Source organism: Stenotrophomonas geniculata ATCC 19374 = JCM 13324, assembly GCF_001431625.1.
GTDB lineage: Bacteria > Pseudomonadota > Gammaproteobacteria > Xanthomonadales > Xanthomonadaceae > Stenotrophomonas > Stenotrophomonas geniculata.
Genome location: NZ_LLXT01000024.1, coordinates 1 through 18,192, shown reverse-complemented (window position 1 = coordinate 18,192; position 18,192 = coordinate 1). Strand labels below are relative to the sequence as shown.

Sequence of the window (18,192 nt, the reverse complement as noted above, 5' to 3'; positions counted from 1 at the left end):
GCATCAATTCCTGCGATTAGCGGCCTTCCCTGCCCAGGCGTTAGGATCAGCCATCATCCAGGCTCACGACTCGACGATGCTGCATCCCACCCTGCCACTGAACGCGCTGCGCGCCTTCGAGGCCGCCGCCCGCCACCAGAACTTCACCCGTGCCGCGCTGGAGCTGTGTGTCAGCCAGGCCGCGCTGAGCCACCAGATCCGTGGGCTGGAGGACCGGCTCGGCATCCGCCTGTTCCACCGACTGCCTCGCGGCGTGGCGCTCACCGACGAAGGCGCGGCGCTGTATCCGGTGCTCAACGAATCGTTCGAGCGCATCTCCGCCAGCATTGCGCGCTATACCGGCGGGCCGGCCCGTGAAGTGCTGACGCTGGGCGTGGTCGGCACCTTCGCCACCGGCTGGCTGCTGCCACGGCTGGCCGCATTCGAGGCCGCGCACCCGGACATCGAGCTGCGCCTGCAGACCCACAACAACCGCATCGACCTGGCCGGCGAAGGCCTGGACCTGGCCATCCGGTTTGGCGATGGCGATTGGCAGGGCCAGGCCTGCACGGCGATCCTCGACGCGCCGTTCGCGCCGCTGTGCGCGCCGGCACTGGCACGGCGGCTGAAACAGCCGCGCGACCTGGGCACGCTGCCGCTGCTGCGCTCCTACCGCAGCGACGAATGGCCGCGCTGGTTGCAGGCGGCAGGAGTGAGTGGCGTGGAAGCCCGCGGGCCGGTGTTTGATTCGTCATTGACAGTGGCGATGGCCGCGGTCGGCGGCGCCGGCGTGGCGCTGCTGCCGCTGCGCATGTTCGAGCAGGAGCTGGCCGAAGGTCGCCTGCTGCAGCCGTTCAGCACCACGCTGGAGCTGGGGCGCTACTGGCTGACGCGATTGCGCTCGCGCGCCGAGCGTGAACCGGCGAAGCGATTCCGCGAATGGCTGCAGGCGCAGGGATGAAACGCAGGCGACGTGGGTAGCGCCGGGCCATGCCCGGCGGCTTTTGCGATCCGTTGCGCTCGCCGGGCATGGCCCGGCGCTACCGATGGCATCAGGACTCCAGCAGTTCCATCCAGGCCGCTTCGGCCTTTTCAAGCTGCGCGGCGGCGGTTTCGCGGTCACGGCCGATCACCGCCATGCGGGTGGCATCGGCGTAGTTGGCCGGGTCGGCCAACTGGCGGTCCAGCTCGGCCAGCGCGCCTTCCAGCTCGGCCACCTTGGCCTCGGCGGCGGCCAGCTTGTGCGGGTTCACCGGCTTTTTCTGCACCACCTGCGCCACCGGCGCGGTCTTGACCCCCACCGGCTCTTCCACCTGCTCCATGCGGGCCTTGGTGCCCTGTGCCTGCGGGCGGGTACGCAGCCATGCGGCGTAGGCATCCAGATCGCCGTCGAACGGCTCGACCACGCCATCAGCCACGCGCCAATAGGTATCGCAGACCAGGCCGATCAGGTGGCGGTCGTGCGAGACCATCACGATCGCGCCTTCGAAGGTGGCCAGTGCTTCGGCCAGCGCTTCGCGCATTTCCAGGTCAAGGTGGTTGGTCGGTTCGTCCAGCAGCAGCACGTTCGGCTGCTGCCAGGCGATCAGCGCCAGCGCCAGGCGTGCGCGCTCGCCACCGGAGAAACCATCGACCGGCTCGAACGCGCGGTCGCCCGGGAAATTCCACTTGCCAAGGAAATCGCGGAACGACTGGTTCGGCGCATCCGGGGCGATTTCGCGGAAGTGCTCCATCGGCGACTGGCCTTCGTGCAGCGACTCCACCGTGTGCTGGGCGAAGTAGCCGATCTTCAGGTCGGGATGCGCCATGCGCTCGCCCACGATCGGTGCCAGTTCGCCCACCAGGGTTTTCACCAGGGTGGTTTTACCCGCACCGTTCGGGCCGAGCAGGCCGATGCGCTGGCCCGCTTCCAAGCCGAAGCCGACGTTGTGCAGGATCACCGCATTCTTGCCGTAACCGGCCTCGACGTGGTTCAGGCGAATCAATGAGAACGGCAGCTTGGCCGGCGGCGCGAATTCGATGCGGAACTCGCGCTCGGCACGCACCGCTTCGGTACCGGCCAGCTTGGCCAGGCGCTTCATGCGGCTCTGCGCCTGCGCGGCCTTGCTGGCCTGCGCCTTGAAGCGGTCGATGAAGCTCTGCAGGTGGGCGCGCTCGGCCTGTTCCTTCTCGTGCGCGATCTGCTGCTGGCGCAGCTGTTCGGCGCGCTGGCGCTCGAAGTCGGTGTAGCCGCCCGGGTAGAGCTTGGCGCCGCCACCGTGCAGGTGCAGGGTGTGGGTGGCCACGTTGTCGAGGAACTCGCGGTCATGCGAGATCAGCAGCAGGGTGCCCGGGTACTTCAGCAGCCACTGCTCCAGCCAATACACCGCGTCCAGATCCAGGTGGTTGGTTGGTTCGTCCAGCAGCAGCAGGTCACTGGGCATCATCAGCGCGCGGGCCAGGTTCAGGCGCACGCGCCAGCCGCCGGAGAACGAGGACACCGCGCGATGGTGGGTCTCGGCCGGGAAGCCGAGGCCATGCAGCAGCTTGCCGGCGCGCGCTTCGGCGTCGTAGGCATTGAGCTCGGCCATCTTCGTGTGGGCTTCGGCCACCGCTTCCCAGTCTTCACGGGCGGTGGCCTCGGCCTCGGCGGCCAGCACCGCGGCCACTTCGATGTCGCCGCCCAGCACGAAGCTCAGCGCCGGGTCGGGAAGCGACGGGGTTTCCTGGGCAACGCTGGCGATGCGCACCTTGCCGGGCAGATCGACATCGCCCTTGTCCGCCTCCAGCTCGCCCTTCACCGCCGCGAACAGGCTGGACTTGCCAGCACCGTTGCGGCCGACCACACCCACCCGGTAACCGGCGTGCAGGGTCAGGTCGACATTGGACAACAGCAGCCGCTCGCCGCGGCGCAAGGCGAAATTACGAAGGGAGATCATCGGGGGAGGCGTCCATATAACCGAATGGAATGTGCTGGTGAGCACTGTTCCTGCGACGCAATTCTAGCGTTAACGAATACTTGACGCGCCCCGGGATGCGCAGCGGCCGGCGTTTCTCTCTCCCACGTCCTCGCCGCGCGCCTCCCGGGCCCCTCCCCGCAAGCTCCGATCCGGGCTAAATGGTTGCTTCTGCAACGTTTTTCCCGATGACCGGCATTTGACAGCCACTGAATATCCCGTTAATTCCTGCTTTGCGCACCGCAACAACCGCCGTCCGCCTCACCCCCGTGATGTCGATTCCGGTGCCGCCCCCGCCAACCGGAGCCCCATCCCGATGACCCGCAAGACCAGCCTGATCGCCGCCGCCGTCGCTGTCGCACTCGGTGGCTCTCCGTTCGTTGCCGCTGCCCAGCAGGCCGGCACCGCCGCCAACACCCTGGACACGGTGATCGTCACCGGCACCCGCGTGGCCGACCGCACGGTCGCCGAATCGCAGTCGCCGATCGACATCATCACCCCCGAAGCACTGCAGTCCACCGGCACCAGTGAACTGGCCACGGCGCTGTCGCGCGCCCTGCCCTCGCTGAACTTCCCGCGCCCGGCCCTGACCGATGGCACCAGCGGCGTGCGCCCGGCGCAGCTGCGCGGCCTGTCACCCGACCAGGTGCTGGTGCTGGTCAACGGCAAGCGCCGCCATACCTCGGCGATGATCAACGTCAACGGCAGCATCGGCCGTGGCTCGTCCGCCGTGGACATCAACGCGATTCCGATCGCCGCCATCGAGCGCGTGGAAGTGCTGCGTGACGGTGCGTCGGCACAGTACGGCTCGGACGCCATTGCAGGCGTCATCAACATCGTGCTCAAGGGCAGCGGCAGTGGCGGCAGCCTGGCGGTGGACTACGGCCAGTACTCGGCCGGTGACGGCAACAAGTACCAGCTCTCCGGCGATACCGGCGTCGAGTTCGGCAACGGCCGTGGCCGCGTGCACGTGGCCGGCCAGATCAGCCAGCAGGACGAAAGCAACCGCGCCGGCCCGTACCGCGGCACCACGCCGAACACCGGTAACTTCCCGAGCATCGGCCAGAAGACCTTCATCGTCGGCGACCCGCGCGTGGATGCGACCGCGGCATCGGCCAACGCGAGCTTCGACTTCAGCGACCACGTGACCGGCTACGCCAGCGCGCTGCTGAGCAACCGCGACATCACCTCGTTCGCGTTCTACCGTTCGCGCAACCACAACGGGCAGAGCGCGCTGCTGGCGCAGACCTACCCGGACGGCTTCGTGCCGGAGATCAACCAGTACTCCAAGGACCGCTCGCTGGTGGCCGGGGTCAAGGGCAACACCGACAACGGCTGGACCTGGGACCTGAGCCTGAACCACGGCGAGAACACTCTGGACTTCCACACCCGCAACAGCATCAACTACAGCCTCGGCGCGACCAGCCCGCGCTCGTTCTACGACGGCACGCTGAAGTACCAGCAGGACATCTTCAATGCCGATCTGACCAAGTCGCTGGACTGGGGCCTGGCCTACCCGGTCACGCTGTCCTTCGGCGGTGAGTACCGCAAGGAGAAGTGGGACCAGAACCCGGGCGAACTGAACTCGTACACCGGCAGCGGCGCGCAGGGCTTCGCGGGCTTCACCCCGACCAATGAAGTGCATGCCGACCGCCACAACTACGCGGTCTATGCAGGCCTGGAAGCGGACCTGACCGAGAAGTTCTCGGCGGGCATTACCGGCCGCTACGAGGACTACTCGGACTTCGGCGACCGCTTCTCCGGCAAGCTGTCGGCGCGCTATGCATTCACCGACAAGGTTGCGCTGCGGGCAACCGCCTCCAGCGGCTTCCGCGCACCGTCGCTGGCGCAGCAGGGTTACCAGGCCGTCACCAGCCAGTTCCTCAATGGCGTGTTCGTTGAACGCGGCACCTTCCCGACCACCAGCCCGGCCGCGCAGGCACTGGGCGCCTCGCCGTTGAAGGCCGAGACCTCCACCTCCTACAGCCTGGGCCTGGTGCTGCAGCCGGTCGACCGCCTGTACATCACCGTCGATGCCTATCAGATCGACATTGATGACCGCATCTCGCTCTCGTCCAGCATCACGACCAACGCGGCCACCAGCGCGCTGCTGGGCACCCTCGGCCTGCCGCAGGTGACCGCGTTCTCGTACTTCACCAACGGCCTGGATACGCGCACCCGTGGCGTGGACTTTGTGTCCAGCTACACGGTGCCGTTCACCGCCAGCAGCCTGGAATTGACCGCGGCTTACAGCTACAACGACACCGAAGTGCGCCGCATCGGCGGCACCCCGGCGGTGTTTGGCACGCTGGGCCTGACCCAGTCGCTGATCGGCCGTGATGAGATCGGCCGCATCGAGGACAGCTACCCGCGCGACAAGGCGATCCTGAGCGGCACCTGGCGTTCGGATCACTGGGAACTGGGCCTGGCCGCAACCCGCTACGGCAAGTTCACCGTGCGCAACTCGGCCACCGCGCTGCGCGACCAGACCTACGGCGATGCCTGGGTGGTGGATGCCTCGGCCAGCTACAAGCCGAGCAGCAACTGGACCCTGACCGTGGGCGCCGACAACCTGCTGGACAAGTACCCGGACCGCACCGAAGACCTGCAGAACTCCACCTTCGGCATGCTGCCGTACAGCAACTACTCGCCGTTCGGCTTCAACGGCGCGTATGTGTACGGGCGGATCAAGTACACCTGGTAAGCGGTAGTGCCGGCCGCTGGCCGGCAACCCCGGGCCGCATCTGGAGGAGAGCCCCTTCTTGTTGAAGGGGCGCGCCGAAGGCGGGGGTAGAGGAGAAATGCGTGGGCAAACCCGCCCGCCACGGCACGTGGACGGCGGGTTTGCCGTATCTGGCTTCATCGGTGAAAATCGGGGCATCCCCCGATTGCCTGCGAGTGCCGATGCACCATGACACCGACCTGATCAACATCGTTGCCGTTGGCCTGGGGCTCGCCTTCATCTTCGGCGCGCTGGCCAACAAGCTCCGCTTGTCTCCCCTGGTCGGTTACCTGGTTGCTGGCATCTGCGTAGGCCCGTTCACCCCCGGCTTTGTCGCCGACCAGGCGCTGGCCAACCAGCTGGCCGAACTGGGCGTGATGCTGCTGATGTTCGGTGTCGGCCTGCACTTCTCGCTGAAGGACCTGATGGCGGTCAAGGCGATCGCCATCCCCGGCGCCATCGGCCAGATCGCGGTGGCCACCCTGCTCGGCTGGGGTGTGGCCTCGCTGATGGGCTGGCCGGCCATCCACGGGGTCATCTTCGGTTTCTCGCTGGCCACCGCCAGCACGGTGGTGCTGCTGCGGGCGATGGAGGAACGCCGGCTGCTGGAGACAATGCGCGGCAAGATCGCGGTCGGCTGGCTGATCGTGGAAGACCTGGCCTGCGTGCTGGCACTGGTGATGATGCCGGTGATGGCCGGTGTGTTCGGCCCCGAAGCAGCCAAGGAATCGCACTCGCTGGGCAGCGTGCTGGCCGACATCGGCTGGACCTTCGTGCAGCTGGGCCTGTTCGTGGCGGTGATGCTGGTGGTCGGCCGCCGGGTCATCCCGTGGATCCTCGAGCGCATCGCAGGTACCGGTTCGCGCGAACTGTTCACCCTGTCGGTGCTGGCGATCGCGCTGGGCGTCGCGTTCGGCTCGGCCATGTTGTTCGGCGTCTCGTTCGCGCTGGGCGCGTTCTTCGCCGGCATGCTGCTCAACGAATCGGAGCTGAGCCACAAGGCCGCGCACGATTCGCTGCCACTGCGCGATGCGTTCGCGGTCCTGTTCTTTGTGTCGGTCGGCATGCTGTTCGACCCCAACATCCTCGTCCAGCACCCGTGGCAGGTGCTGGCCACCGTGCTGATCATCATGTTCGGCAAGTCGGCCGCTGCGTTCTTCATCGTGCGCGCGTTCGGGCACCCGACCAGCACCGCGCTGACCATCTCGGCCAGCCTGGCGCAGATCGGTGAGTTCGCCTTCATCATCGCCGGCCTCGGCGTGGCACTGCAGATCCTGCCGAAGGAAGGCCAGTCGCTGGTACTGGCCGGTGCGCTGGTGTCGATCATGCTCAACCCGCTGGTATTCGGGCTGCTGGACCGCTGGCAGGCCAAGCAGGAGCAGTCACCCCAGGCCGCCGAGCCCGAAGAGGCCACCGGTCCCTCACGTGACCTGCATGACCACGCCATCGTGATTGGTTATGGCCGCGTGGGCAGCGAACTGGCCCAGGTGCTGCGCGACCGTGGCGTGCCGGTGCTGGTGATCGATGACAACAAGGAGCACGTCGAGCAGGCGCACGCCAAGGGCCTGGCGGCGATCCGCGGCAGCGCCGCCGCCGACCGGGTGCTGGCCGAGGCCCATCCGGAGCGCGCGAAGATTGCGGTGCTGGCGATTCCGCAGCCGCTGGAAGCCGGTGAGGCGCTGGCCAAGCTGCGGGCGATCAACCCGGACCTGACCCTGCTGGCGCGCGCACACAGCGATGCGGAAGTGAAGCATCTGCTGGAACACGGTGCCGATGGCACGGTGATGGCCGAACGTGAGCTGGCGTATTCGCTGGCGGAGATGATCATGTCCACGCCGCCGTACCGGAATCTGGGGCAGCACAGCATTCCGGTGGTGTGAGGGGTGTGGGTGCGGCAGGGCTTGCAGCCCTGCACCTGCCGAGGCAACGGCAAAAGCAAAGGCTGACTATCCGTGGGATGGCGGGGTGGGTCCCCGCTGCTGTTGGTGGGTGTCGACCTTGGTCGACACGGCGACACAAAAAAATCCCCGGTCGACCCGCATCGACCGGGGATCTGGATCGCCACGTTGCCATGCCTTGGAGAGGCAGTTCCACCGTAGCGCATCGCGGTGCCGGTGGTGATCGCCTGTAGCGATGACGACCAAGCGCGTAGCTATCAGGCGCCGGCCAGGGCCTGTTCCAGGTCGGCGCGGAGGTCGCCGATGTGCTCGATGCCGATCGACAGCCGCACGGTGTCTTCGCTGACGCCGGCCTTGGCCAGTTCGGCGGCATCCAGCTGGCGATGGGTGGTGGAGGCCGGATGGGTGGCCAGCGACTTCGCATCGCCCAGGTTGACCAGGCGGGTGAACAGCTTCAGCGCATCGAGGAAACGTGCACCCGCCTCACGGCCGCCGGGCAGGCCGAAGGTCAGTACGCCCGAGCCGTGTCCCCCCAGGTAGCGCTGCGCGGCGGCGTGCTCCGGGTCGTCGGCCAACCCGGCGTAGCGTACCCAGGCCACCTTGTCGTGCGCCTTCAGGTACTGCGCGACGGCCAGTGCATTGGCATTGATGCGTTCCATGCGCAGGGCCAGGGTCTCGATGCCCTGCAGGATCAGGAACGCGTTGAACGGCGACAACGCGGCGCCGGTATTGCGCAGCGGCACCACGCGCGCGCGGCCGATATAGGCCGCCGGCCCCAGCGCTTCGGTGTAGACCACGCCGTGGTAGCTGGGGTCGGGCTGGTTGAGTCGGGCGAAACGCTTCGGCTGCGCGGCCCAGTCGAAGCGGCCGGAGTCGATGATCGCGCCGCCGAGGCTGTTGCCGTGGCCGCCCAGGTATTTGGTCAGCGAGTGCACGACGATGTCGGCACCGTGCTCGAACGGGCGCAGCAGGAACGGTGTGGCCACCGTGTTGTCCACGATCAGCGGCACGCCGGCGGCATGCGCGACCTCGGCGATGGCGGCAATGTCGGTGACGTTGCCACGCGGGTTGCCGATCGATTCGACGAACACCGCCTTGGTGCGCTCGTCGATCAGCGCGGCGAACGCCGCTGGATCGGCGGGGTCGGCGAAGCGCGCCTGGATGCCGTACTGCGGCAGCGTGTGGGCCAGCAGGTTGAGGCTGCCGCCATACAGCGCGCTGGAGGCAACGATGTTGTCACCGGCCTCGGCGATGGTCTGGATGGCATAGGTGATCGCGGCCTGTCCCGAGGCCAGCGCCAGTGCGCCGATGCCACCTTCCAGGGCGGCCAGGCGCTGCTCCAGCACGTCGGTGGTGGGATTCATGATGCGTGTGTAGATGTTGCCGGGCACCTTCAGGTCGAACAGGTCGGCCCCGTGCTGGGTGTCATCGAAGGCGTACGCCACCGTCTGGTAGATCGGCACCGCCACCGCGCGGGTGGTCGGATCGGGCCGATAGCCGCCATGCACGGCCAGGGTTTCCAGTTGCCACTGCGGGTCGCTCATTGCACCAGGCTCCATCCGGGGAAACCGCCACCATAGGCCAGCCGGGGCGTGGCACTGAGAGCCGCTGGCGATGACGTCCGTACCGCCGGTTATCAGGTTGGCCGCGATTCAGACAGCCGTCATGGGCCGTTGCTAGGCTTCGCCGCCGGGCGCTCCTGCCCGGGCACGGAGGCCCCACGCGCATGCAGCCATCCCCTTGGACACCCACCGCCAACGGTACCCCGACCCAGGTCTTGTTGGTGGAAGACGATCGCCGCCTGGCCGAACTGGTCAGCGACTACCTGCACGAGCATGGCTTTGCCGTGCAGCACGTCGCCCGTGGCGACCTGGCCGGCGCGGCCTGCCGCCAGCATGCGCCGGAACTGGTGGTGCTGGACCTGATGCTGCCCGGCCTCGGCGGCATCGACGTGTGCCGGCAGATCCGCAGCTTCTCCGACGTGCCGATCCTGATGCTGACCGCGTGCGAGGACGACATCGAGCAGGTACTGGGCCTGGAATCCGGCGCCGACGACTATGTGCACAAGCCGATCGAACCGCGCCTGCTGCTGGCGCGCCTGCGCGCGCTGCTGCGCCGCCGCCACGGCAGCAGCAACACTTGCACGCCCTGCCGGCTGATGCATGGTGAACTGCTGATCGACCGCATGCAGCGCGAGGTGCATCTGCATAGCCAGCCGGTAGACATGGGCACCACCGAATTCGAGATCCTGTGGCTGCTGGCCAGCCAGCCGGGGCAGATCCTGTCGCGCGACCAGATCCTGCAGGCGGTGCGCGGCATCGGCTTCGACGGCCTGGACCGTAGTGTCGATGTCAGCATCGGCAAGCTGCGCCGCAAGCTGGGCGATGACGCGCGCGAACCGCGGCGGATCAAGACCGTGTGGGGCCGCGGCTACCAGTTCAACCCGTCGGCCTGGACCGCATGAAGCGGCTGTTCCTGTGGCTGTGGTTCGTCACTGGTGCCTGCTTCCTGGTGTCGGTGTTTTTCCTCAACCACATCCTGGACGGCATCTACACGCCTGTGCAGGATCGAGTGTTCGTCGAGCAGGTGCGCGGGCAGGTGTACGCCCTGCGCAGTGGCCTGGCCGGCCTGGACGCCGGCCAGCAGCGTGAGCGCCTGCAGCAGTGGCAGCCGCACTACGGCATCGCGCTGACCCTGCTCGACAGTCCGCCCGTGCTCGACCCACAGGAACAGGCAGCCGTGCAGGCCGATGGCTTCATCGTGCGCGATCAATACCAGCAGGTCCTGCTGCCCATCGAAGGCATCGGAGGCCGCTGGCTGCACCTGCGCCTGCCTGGCGCGGTGCAGATGACGACGTACATGACAATCGCGGCATACCTCAGCATCCTGCTGCTGGTCGGCGCCAGCCTGTACGCCTGGGTGCGCCTGCTCTGGCGCGATCTTGAAGCGCTGCGCCTGCACGCCGACCGCATCGGTGCCGGTGATCTGCAGGCGCGCGCACAGGTCTCGCCGCGCTCGCAGATCCGGGTCATCGTCGAACATTCCAACCGCATGGCCGCGCGCGTAGCCGAACTGGTGCAGCGCCAACGCGACCTGACCCATGCGATCTCGCACGAACTGCGCACGCCGATCGCGCGCGTGGCCTTCGGCCTGGACCTGATGCAGGACAGTGATGATCGCGAACGCCGCGAACGGCTGGCACAGGGCCTGCACGGCGACCTGGCCGAACTCAACCGGCTGGTCAGCGAACTGCTGGCCTATGAGCGTCTTGAGCATCCCAGCGAAGGCGAGCCGATGCAGCGCATCGAAGCCGACGACTGGCTGCAGGCCTGTCTGGCCGATGCACGCCGTGATGCCGAACGCGGCGGCGTGGTCCTGCGCGTGCAGCCCAGTGCGTTGCCACGGGTGGATGCCGAGCCGCGCCTGCTGCAGCTGGCACTGAGCAATCTGGTGGGCAATGCGCTGCGCCACACGCATTCGCAGGTGGAAGTCTCGCTGGTCGGCGTCGGCGGCCGGGCCTGCCTGCGTGTGGATGACGACGGCCCCGGCATCGCCGAAGCCGATCGCGAGAAGGTGATGCGTCCATTCACCCGCCTGGACGACAGCCGCAGCCGCGACACCGGCGGCTTCGGCCTGGGCCTGGCCATTGTCAGCCGCATCGCCGCCCGCCACGGTGGCGAGCTGCGCATCAGCCGCGCCACGCTGGGCGGCGCGCGCCTGGAAATGCACTGGCCGCTGGCTGCCAGCTGAACGCCCACGGGCACGATTACAGTTGATTACAACTCCCGCACAACTGCGGACGGATCGGTCGCCGGCGTATCGCCACGCTAACGACCCTGCAGCACTCGCCGGATGCGCGCGCTGCCTTCCTCCCATTGTCGAGAGTTTCCATGTCCCAGCTTCGCCGTTCCCCTGCCCTGCTCTGCCTGGCCCTGTTGCCGCTGTTCGCCGCACCGATCGCCCACGCCAAGGATGACCACTGGACCTTCGAGGTCGCTGCCGGCGGTGGCGTGGCACCTCGCTACAGTGGCAGCGAGGAGTATCGTGCAACGCCTTCGCTGTCCTTCGATGTCACCTCGCCAGGGGGCTGGTTTCTGGGCACCAGCGGCATCGGCTGGGGCACGTCCATCGGCGAGCACACGCGCGTGCGTGCCTACGTCGGCGCCAGTGGCATCCGCAAGGAAAAGGACTCCCTGCTTGGCGGTTCGGACTTCCTGCGCGGCATGGGCGATATCGATACCCGTCCCCTGGTCGGCGTCTCGGCTGGTTATACGCTGGGCGAAGCCGTGCTGAGCGGCTCCTGGCAGTTCACCCGCAAGGACGAGGACAAGGCCGAGAACGGCCTGGCCACCCAGCAGATCCATCTGAACCTGAGCATGCCGCTGTTCGACCTGGCCGGCGGCGTGGTCAGCGGCAGCGTGTCCACCGACTACGGCAACCGCGGTTACATGCAGACCTGGTACGGCGTCAGCCCGGAACAGGCGGCGCGTACCGGCTTTGCCGAGCACAAGCCAAAGGCCGGCCTGGTCAGTGCCGGTGTCGGCCTGAAGTGGAGCCACCGCGTGGGCCGCAACGGCAACTGGTACATCTCGGCCGAAGGCACGCGCCTGCTCGGTGATGCCGCCGACAGCCCGATCGTGCAGAAGGCGAACCAGTTCGGCTTGATGAGCGGCTATACGCACCGCTTCTGAGTGAGCGCCGGGCAAGGCCCGGCATACCTCGCAGGAAACGGGGCGCTGCGATCAGGCAGCGCCCCGCATGATTCACGCCCTGGCGAACACCAGGTGACCGCCGTCGTTGCCGACTTCGATGGTGTCGCCGTTGACGAAGGCACCGGAGAGGATCTTCTGCGCCAGCGGATTTTCCAGCTGTGCCTGGATCGCACGCTTCAACGGACGCGCGCCATACACCGGATCGAAGCCAACGTTGCCGAGCAGGTCGAATGCTGCGTCGGACACCATCAGCTTCAAGCCACGCTCGGCCAGGCGCTTCTCCAGCCCACGCATCTGGATGCGCGCGATCTGCTTGATCTGCTGCTTGTCCAGCGGGTGGAACACCACGATGTCGTCCAGGCGGTTGATGAATTCCGGGCGGAAGTGTGCCTGCACCACGCCCATCACCGCCGCCTTCATCTGCGTGTAGGCCTCCGGGCTGTCGTCGGTGCTCATGTCCTGGATCTGGTGCGAGCCCAGGTTCGAAGTCATCACGATGACGGTGTTGCGGAAGTCCACGGTGCGGCCCTGGCCATCGGTCAGGCGGCCATCGTCCAGCACCTGCAGCAGGATGTTGAACACATCCGGATGTGCCTTCTCCACTTCGTCGAGCAGGATCAGCGAATACGGGCGGCGACGCACGGCCTCGGTCAGATAGCCGCCTTCCTCGTAACCGACGTAGCCCGGAGGTGCACCGATCAGGCGTGCGACGCTGTGCTTCTCCATGAACTCGCTCATGTCGATGCGGATCATCGCGTCGGCGCTGTCGAACAGGAACTCGGCCAGCGACTTGCACAGCTCGGTCTTGCCGACACCGGTTGGGCCAAGGAACAGGAACGAGCCGGCCGGACGGTTCGGATCAGACAGGCCCGCACGCGAACGGCGCACAGCATCGGAGACGACCTTGATCGCTTCCTCCTGGCCGACCACGCGGTTGTGCAGCACCTCTTCCATGCGCAGCAGCTTGTCGCGCTCGCCTTCAAGCATCTTGTTGACCGGGATGCCGGTCCAGCGCGACACGACCTCGGCGATCTCCTCGTCGGTGACCCGGTCCTGTACCAGCTTGAAGTCCTTGTGCTCGGCTTCCTGCGCGGCGGCCAACTGCTTCTCCAGCTGCGGCAGCAGGCCGTACTGGATCTCGCTCATGCGCGCGAAATCCTGGCGGCGCTGCGCGGATTCCAGCTCCAGCTTGGCCTGCTCGACCTGCTCCTTGATCTTGGTTGCACCCTGCAGCGCGGCCTTCTCCGACTTCCAGATTTCATTGAGGTCGGAGAACTCGCGCTCCAGCGCATCGATGTCGTTTTCCAGATCGGCCAGGCGCTGCCGCGAGGCCTCGTCCTTCTCCTTCTTCAGCATCTCGCGCTGGATCTTCAGCTGGATCACCCGGCGTTCCAGGCGGTCCAGTTCCTCCGGCTTGGAGTCGATCTCCATGCGCAGGCGCGAGGCGGCTTCGTCCATCAGATCGATGGCCTTGTCCGGCAGCTGGCGGTCGGTGATGTAGCGATTGGACAGCGTGGCCGCCGCCACGATGGCCGGGTCGGTGATCTCCACGCCGTGATGCACGGCGTACTTCTCCTTCAGCCCGCGCAGGATCGCGATGGTGTCCTCCACCGACGGTTCGCCCACGAACACCTTCTGGAAGCGGCGCTCCAGCGCTGCATCCTTTTCGATGTACTTGCGGTACTCATCCAGCGTGGTAGCGCCCACGCAGTGCAGCTCGCCGCGTGCCAACGCCGGCTTGAGCATGTTGCCGGCATCCATCGCACCGTCGGCCTTGCCGGCACCGACCATGGTGTGCAGCTCATCGATGAACAGGATGATCTGCCCTTCGCTCTTGGCCAGGTCGTTGAGCACGCCCTTCAGGCGCTCCTCGAATTCACCGCGGAACTTGGCACCGGCAATCAGCGCGCCCATGTCCAGCGACAGCACGCGCTTGCCGCGCAGGCCCTCGGGCACTTCGTCGTTGACGATGCGCTGGGCCAGGCCTTCGACGATCGCGGTCTTGCCCACGCCGGGTTCGCCGATCAGCACAGGATTGTTCTTGGTCCGGCGCTGCAGCACCTGGATGGTGCGACGGATCTCCTCGTCACGGCCGATCACCGGATCGAGCTTGCCGCTCTCGGCACGCGCGGTCAGGTCGATGGTGTACTTCTCCAGCGCCTGCCGCTGTTCCTCGGCATTTTCCGACTGCACGTTCTCGCCGCCGCGAAGCTTGTCGATGGCAGCCTGCAGGCGGGTCTTGTCGGCACCGGCGGCGCGCAGCGCCATGCCCAGCGTGCTGTTGTCTTCCAGCGCGGCCAGCACGAACCACTCGCTGGCAATGAAGGCATCGCCGTTCTGCTGAGCCAGCTTGTCAGTGTGATTGAGCAGGCGGCCGAGGTCATTGCCCATCGAAACGTTGCCGGCCTGGCCGGACACCTTGGGCAGCGCATCCAGCGCCTCGGTCAGGCGCTCGCGCAGCACCGGCACGTTCACCCCGGCCTGGGCCAGCAACGGGCGCGTGCTGCCGCCCTGCTGGTCCAGCAGCGCGCTGAACAGGTGAACCGGTTCGATGATGCTGTTGTCACGGCCCACGGCCAACGACTGTGCGTCTGCCAGCGCCTGCTGGAAACGCGAGGTGAGCTTGTCCATCCGCATTGCGAATCCTCATCGGTCATCAGGGCCGGCCCGCGCCGGCGATGCTGGAAAGATGCGGTTGCCCCACCCCGTTTCAAGGGTGACTGCGACTGCACCCCGAGGCCAGTCAGCCTGCGGCCAGCATGCCGGAGTGGGTGTGGTCGGCGCGTTGATCCGGATCAGTTCCGCGCGGTGGACGGGTTCAGCGGGTGATCGCGGTGCGGATCGCCCGCAGCTGCTGCTTGACTGCCCGTGCCTGCGCTGGATCCATGCGCAGCAGCGCCTTCTGGCCGATCGAGCGCGACTGCAGGGTGGGATCGACGAAGCGGTAACGGCCGCGCTCATCGCGCTGCACCAGCGGCGCTTGGGCCAGTTCCGGGGTCTCCAGCAGATGGTCGATCACCGCGACCAGGCGATCATTGAAATATCCGTCGGGTCGGCCCAGGTCCACATAGGCCTGCTGGATCAGCGGATAGAAGCGCTTGTAGGCGGTAGCCGTCGCCGCCGGGTCCAGCGCGGTGAATGCCTGCACATAGGGCGCATAGCGTGCCCCGTTGCTGGCAGCGATCCGCCCGCCGCCCTCAGCGGGCTCGACCTGCAGACTGCCCGGCAGCGGCCGTGCGGCCAGCGCAGTGGGCGGCACGCTGGGCTTGTCCAGGTTGTCGACCTGGGTGACCAGGCGCTGGATCAGGTGATCGCGCAGCAACAGGGTCAGCGGGCCCTCGCCCTGGAACAGCTGGCTCAGTGCGCCCCAGGCAGCGGCATCGCTGTCAGCCAGCTTCGGCAGCGCCGGATCGGCTGCGGCCTCGGTATCCAGCGGATGCTTGATCGGCGGTGGCGCTGGCGCGGGTTCTGCGGCCGCCTGCGGTTGTGGCGGTGCACTGGTACTGGAGGGGGTTGATTGCACCGGCACCGAGACACCGTCTGCCAGGCGCTTCAGCTGATCGCGGAACAACCAACCGCCCGCGCCACCGATCACCACCACACCCAACACCCAGGGCCATACCGCCTTTCCACTCTGCATGATGCAGCACCTCGTTTCACACGCATGGAGAGGGTGTGACCCCACCGATTCCAGCGGGTTCCCCACCTGTTCCGCTGCCGTTCGGGTTCGGGCCTGCAGCAGAGCCGCGCTCACGCCTGCTTTGCACGCCACGCGCGAGGCTGTGGGTCTTGTCCTGTGGAGGCACTGCCATGCAGTACGCGCTGTATTACTGGACTGGCATCCAGGGCCGTGGCGAGTTCGTGCGCCTGGCGCTGGAAGATGCCGGCGCCGATTACATCGACATGGCGCGGGTGCACGGCGATGCAGTGATGCAGCCGTTCCTCGACGGTGGCAGCGAAGGTGCGCAGCCCTTCGCACCGCCGTTCCTGAAGGCCGGGCGACAGGTCATCGCGCAGGTCGCGGCCATCCTGGATTTTCTCGGCCCGACGTTGGACCTGGTGCCGCAAGCGGCCTCGCGGCGGATGCAGGCACTGCAGTTGCAGCTGACCATCGCCGACCTGGTGGCAGAGGTACATGACACCCACCATCCGATCGCCGCATCGAAGTACTACGAAGACCAGAAGACCGAAGCCAAGGCCCGGGCCACGTCGCTGCGCGGCGAACGGTTGCCGAAGTTCCTTGGTTACTTCGAACAGGTGCTGGCCGCCAACGGAGGCCGACATGCATTGCGCGAGCATTCCTATGTGGATCTGTCGCTGTTCCAGCTGCTGAGCGGGCTGGACTACATGTTCCCGCGCCGCATGCAGGCACTGGCGCCGACCCTGCCCCTTCTGCGTGCGCTGCAGGAGCGGGTGGCGAAGCGGCCGAACATCGCCGCCTACCTGGGCTCGGAACGGCGGCTGGCGTTCAACACGAATGGCATTTTCCGCCATTACCCGGAGCTGGACGCCGAACGGTAGCGCCGGGCCATGCCCGGCGTCCCCCGGTCAATGATCGGTGCCTTCACCCAGCGGCTTCACCGGCTGCTTCTGCAACGACAGCAACCCCAGCAGTACCGCCAGTGCCACATACGCGCCCGCGAACTGCCAGCTGATGATGCGCGCCAGGCCTTCCAGATCCCACGGCAGGTAGATGCCGCCGCGCGGGTCCACCGAGTGGATCAGGCCGAACAGGGTCAGTACCGCCGCCACCAGCAGGAAGCCGCAGGCGCGACGCAGGCGGCCATCGACCATCGCTGCCACCGCCGAGATCCACAGCATCGAGGTGATGATGAAGCCATTGCCAAGGGTGAAGATCACCGCCAGCTCGGGCAGGCCGTGGCCGTCGAGCTTGGTCAGCAGCTGTGGCAGCTGGTCCGGGGCGATCCAGCCGGGTGCCTTGATCGCCAGCAGGTAGGCCACCGACGGCAGGAAACCGAACACCATCGCACCGGTGTGGCGACGTGGCGTGGCCTGGAAGGCCTGCGTGGTGATGTCGATGGCCACGTACACGATGATCGGTGCCAGCACCGCCAGCGGCAGCCACTGCACCAGCCCGGAAATGATGCCGAGCATGCCGCCGATGCCGACGAACAGGCCGGTCAGCAGCGTATAGCCGCTGCGTGCGCCCATGTGCTTGTAGGCCGGCTGGCCGATGTACGGCGTGGTCTGCGCAACGCCGCCGCAGACACCGGCCACCAGCGTCGCCACCGCTTCCACCAGCAGGATGTCACGGGTGCGATAGTCATCGCCGGCCGCACGTGCGCTCTCGGAGACGTTGATGCCACCGACCACCATCAGCAGGCCGAACGGCAGCAGCAACGGCAGGTAGGTCATCGCCGTGGGCAGGCCTTCAAGGAAGCCCAGCGTCGGCAGCGGCAGCACCACCTGCGGTGGCACCCATTCCGGCACATGGAAGCCCGGTGCACCCAGTCCGGCCACGCCCAGGCCGTAATACAGCACGGTGCCGAACACGAAGGCCAGCAGCACGCCGGGGCCACGCACCGGCAGCTTGCCCTTGGCGATCAGCACATACAGCAGCAGGCCCAGCGTGGTGAAGCCGACCAGCGGCGAGCGCAGCGTTTCCAGCAGTGGCAGCAGGCCCATCAGCACCAGCGCGATGCCGGCGATGGAACCCAGCAGCGCCGCACGTGGCAGCGCGCGGGTGACCGCTTCGCCGAAGAACGACAGCACGAACTTGAGCACGCCCATGATGACCAGCGCGGCCATGCCCAGCTGCCAGGTGGCGATGCCCGCTGCGTGCGGGTCCATGCCCTGCTGCTTGAAGACGAGGAAGGCCGGGCCGAGCACCAGCAGCGCCATGCCGATGCTGGTGCTCGGCCCGGCCTTCCTCGTCTTCAAGCAGCAGGGCATGGACCCGCACGCAGCGGGCATCGGCACCTGGC

The 18,192-nt window shown here is 67.1% G+C and carries 12 protein-coding genes; 7 read left to right on the top strand and 5 right to left on the bottom strand.

Going from position 1 to position 18,192, the window contains the following annotated elements; translation table 11 throughout:
* Window positions 1-76: 76 nt before the first annotated feature.
* Entirely contained in the window at window positions 77-940 is an 864-nt protein-coding gene (ampR, locus tag ARC63_RS01490; RefSeq protein ID WP_010481573.1) for a LysR family transcriptional regulator AmpR, read from the top strand.
* Between the two features lie 91 nt (window positions 941-1,031).
* Here the strand turns inward: ampR and ARC63_RS01485 are convergent, their stop codons facing one another.
* Window positions 1,032-2,897, bottom strand: a complete 1,866-nt coding sequence (locus tag ARC63_RS01485; RefSeq protein ID WP_057502351.1) for an ABC-F family ATP-binding cassette domain-containing protein — start codon at window positions 2,895-2,897, stop codon at window positions 1,032-1,034.
* A gap of 334 nt (window positions 2,898-3,231) precedes the next feature.
* Between ARC63_RS01485 and ARC63_RS01480 the strand changes: the two genes are divergently transcribed.
* Together ARC63_RS01480 and ybaL are read left to right on the top strand one after the other, a co-directional pair.
* Entirely contained in the window at window positions 3,232-5,619 is a 2,388-nt protein-coding gene (locus ARC63_RS01480; protein WP_057502350.1) for a TonB-dependent receptor plug domain-containing protein, read from the top strand.
* A gap of 200 nt (window positions 5,620-5,819) precedes the next feature.
* Window positions 5,820-7,517 carry a YbaL family putative K(+) efflux transporter gene (gene ybaL, locus ARC63_RS01475; protein ID WP_057502349.1) on the top strand — a complete coding sequence of 566 codons (1,698 nt, stop codon included), beginning with the start codon at window positions 5,820-5,822 and terminating at the stop codon, window positions 7,515-7,517.
* Window positions 7,518-7,792: 275 nt separating this feature from the next.
* Here the strand turns inward: ybaL and ARC63_RS01470 are convergent, their stop codons facing one another.
* Window positions 7,793-9,079 carry an O-acetylhomoserine aminocarboxypropyltransferase/cysteine synthase family protein gene (locus ARC63_RS01470; protein WP_049454259.1) on the bottom strand — a complete coding sequence of 429 codons (1,287 nt, stop codon included), beginning with the start codon at window positions 9,077-9,079 and terminating at the stop codon, window positions 7,793-7,795.
* A gap of 182 nt (window positions 9,080-9,261) precedes the next feature.
* Between ARC63_RS01470 and ARC63_RS01465 the strand changes: the two genes are divergently transcribed.
* The 3 genes from ARC63_RS01465 (at window position 9,262) to ARC63_RS01455 (ending at window position 12,226) form a co-directional block, all read left to right on the top strand.
* Window positions 9,262-9,999 (top strand): winged helix-turn-helix domain-containing protein, encoded by a 738-nt coding sequence (locus ARC63_RS01465; RefSeq protein ID WP_057502348.1) that lies wholly within the window; start codon window positions 9,262-9,264, stop codon window positions 9,997-9,999.
* Entirely contained in the window at window positions 9,996-11,285 is a 1,290-nt protein-coding gene (locus ARC63_RS01460) for an ATP-binding protein (protein ID WP_053443414.1), read from the top strand. Before ARC63_RS01465 ends, ARC63_RS01460 begins: the two co-directional genes overlap by 4 nt.
* Before the next feature lie 140 nt (window positions 11,286-11,425).
* Window positions 11,426-12,226 carry a MipA/OmpV family protein gene (locus ARC63_RS01455; protein WP_057502347.1) on the top strand — a complete coding sequence of 267 codons (801 nt, stop codon included), beginning with the start codon at window positions 11,426-11,428 and terminating at the stop codon, window positions 12,224-12,226.
* Between the two features lie 72 nt (window positions 12,227-12,298).
* On the opposite strand, the gene clpB is transcribed toward ARC63_RS01455, so the two are convergent.
* Both clpB and ARC63_RS01445 read right to left on the bottom strand, forming a co-directional pair.
* Entirely contained in the window at window positions 12,299-14,884 is a 2,586-nt protein-coding gene (gene clpB / locus ARC63_RS01450) for an ATP-dependent chaperone ClpB (protein ID WP_057502346.1), read from the bottom strand.
* Window positions 14,885-15,065: 181 nt separating this feature from the next.
* Window positions 15,066-15,887, bottom strand: a complete 822-nt coding sequence (locus ARC63_RS01445; RefSeq protein WP_057502345.1) for a DUF3014 domain-containing protein — start codon at window positions 15,885-15,887, stop codon at window positions 15,066-15,068.
* 170 nt (window positions 15,888-16,057) lie between these two features.
* On the opposite strand from ARC63_RS01445, the gene ARC63_RS01440 reads away from it, so the two are divergent.
* A complete protein-coding gene (locus ARC63_RS01440; protein WP_057502344.1) occupies window positions 16,058-16,768 on the top strand; it encodes a glutathione S-transferase in 711 nt (236 codons plus the stop codon).
* Between the two features lie 27 nt (window positions 16,769-16,795).
* Here ARC63_RS01440 and ARC63_RS01435 read toward each other — a convergent pair.
* Window positions 16,796-18,192, bottom strand: a 1,397-nt coding sequence (locus ARC63_RS01435) for a SulP family inorganic anion transporter (protein WP_425513153.1), incomplete at its 5' end; no start/stop codon positions are given.

What these genes read in the sequence shown, in the direction of transcription:
- ARC63_RS01455 (WP_057502347.1), top strand. Translation starts at nt 11,426, where the DNA reads ATGTCCCAGCTTCGCCGTTCCCCTGCCCTGCTCTGCCTGGCCCTGTTG.
- ARC63_RS01465 (WP_057502348.1), top strand. Translation starts at nt 9,262, where the DNA reads ATGCAGCCATCCCCTTGGACACCCACCGCCAACGGTACCCCGACCCAG.
- clpB (WP_057502346.1), bottom strand. Translation starts at nt 14,884, where the DNA reads ATGCGGATGGACAAGCTCACCTCGCGTTTCCAGCAGGCGCTGGCAGAC.
- ybaL (WP_057502349.1), top strand. Translation starts at nt 5,820, where the DNA reads ATGCACCATGACACCGACCTGATCAACATCGTTGCCGTTGGCCTGGGG.
- ampR (WP_010481573.1), top strand. Translation starts at nt 77, where the DNA reads ATGCTGCATCCCACCCTGCCACTGAACGCGCTGCGCGCCTTCGAGGCC.
- ARC63_RS01440 (WP_057502344.1), top strand. Translation starts at nt 16,058, where the DNA reads ATGCAGTACGCGCTGTATTACTGGACTGGCATCCAGGGCCGTGGCGAG.
- ARC63_RS01445 (WP_057502345.1), bottom strand. Translation starts at nt 15,887, where the DNA reads ATGCAGAGTGGAAAGGCGGTATGGCCCTGGGTGTTGGGTGTGGTGGTG.
- ARC63_RS01460 (WP_053443414.1), top strand. Translation starts at nt 9,996, where the DNA reads ATGAAGCGGCTGTTCCTGTGGCTGTGGTTCGTCACTGGTGCCTGCTTC.
- ARC63_RS01480 (WP_057502350.1), top strand. Translation starts at nt 3,232, where the DNA reads ATGACCCGCAAGACCAGCCTGATCGCCGCCGCCGTCGCTGTCGCACTC.
- ARC63_RS01485 (WP_057502351.1), bottom strand. Translation starts at nt 2,897, where the DNA reads ATGATCTCCCTTCGTAATTTCGCCTTGCGCCGCGGCGAGCGGCTGCTG.
- ARC63_RS01470 (WP_049454259.1), bottom strand. Translation starts at nt 9,079, where the DNA reads ATGAGCGACCCGCAGTGGCAACTGGAAACCCTGGCCGTGCATGGCGGC.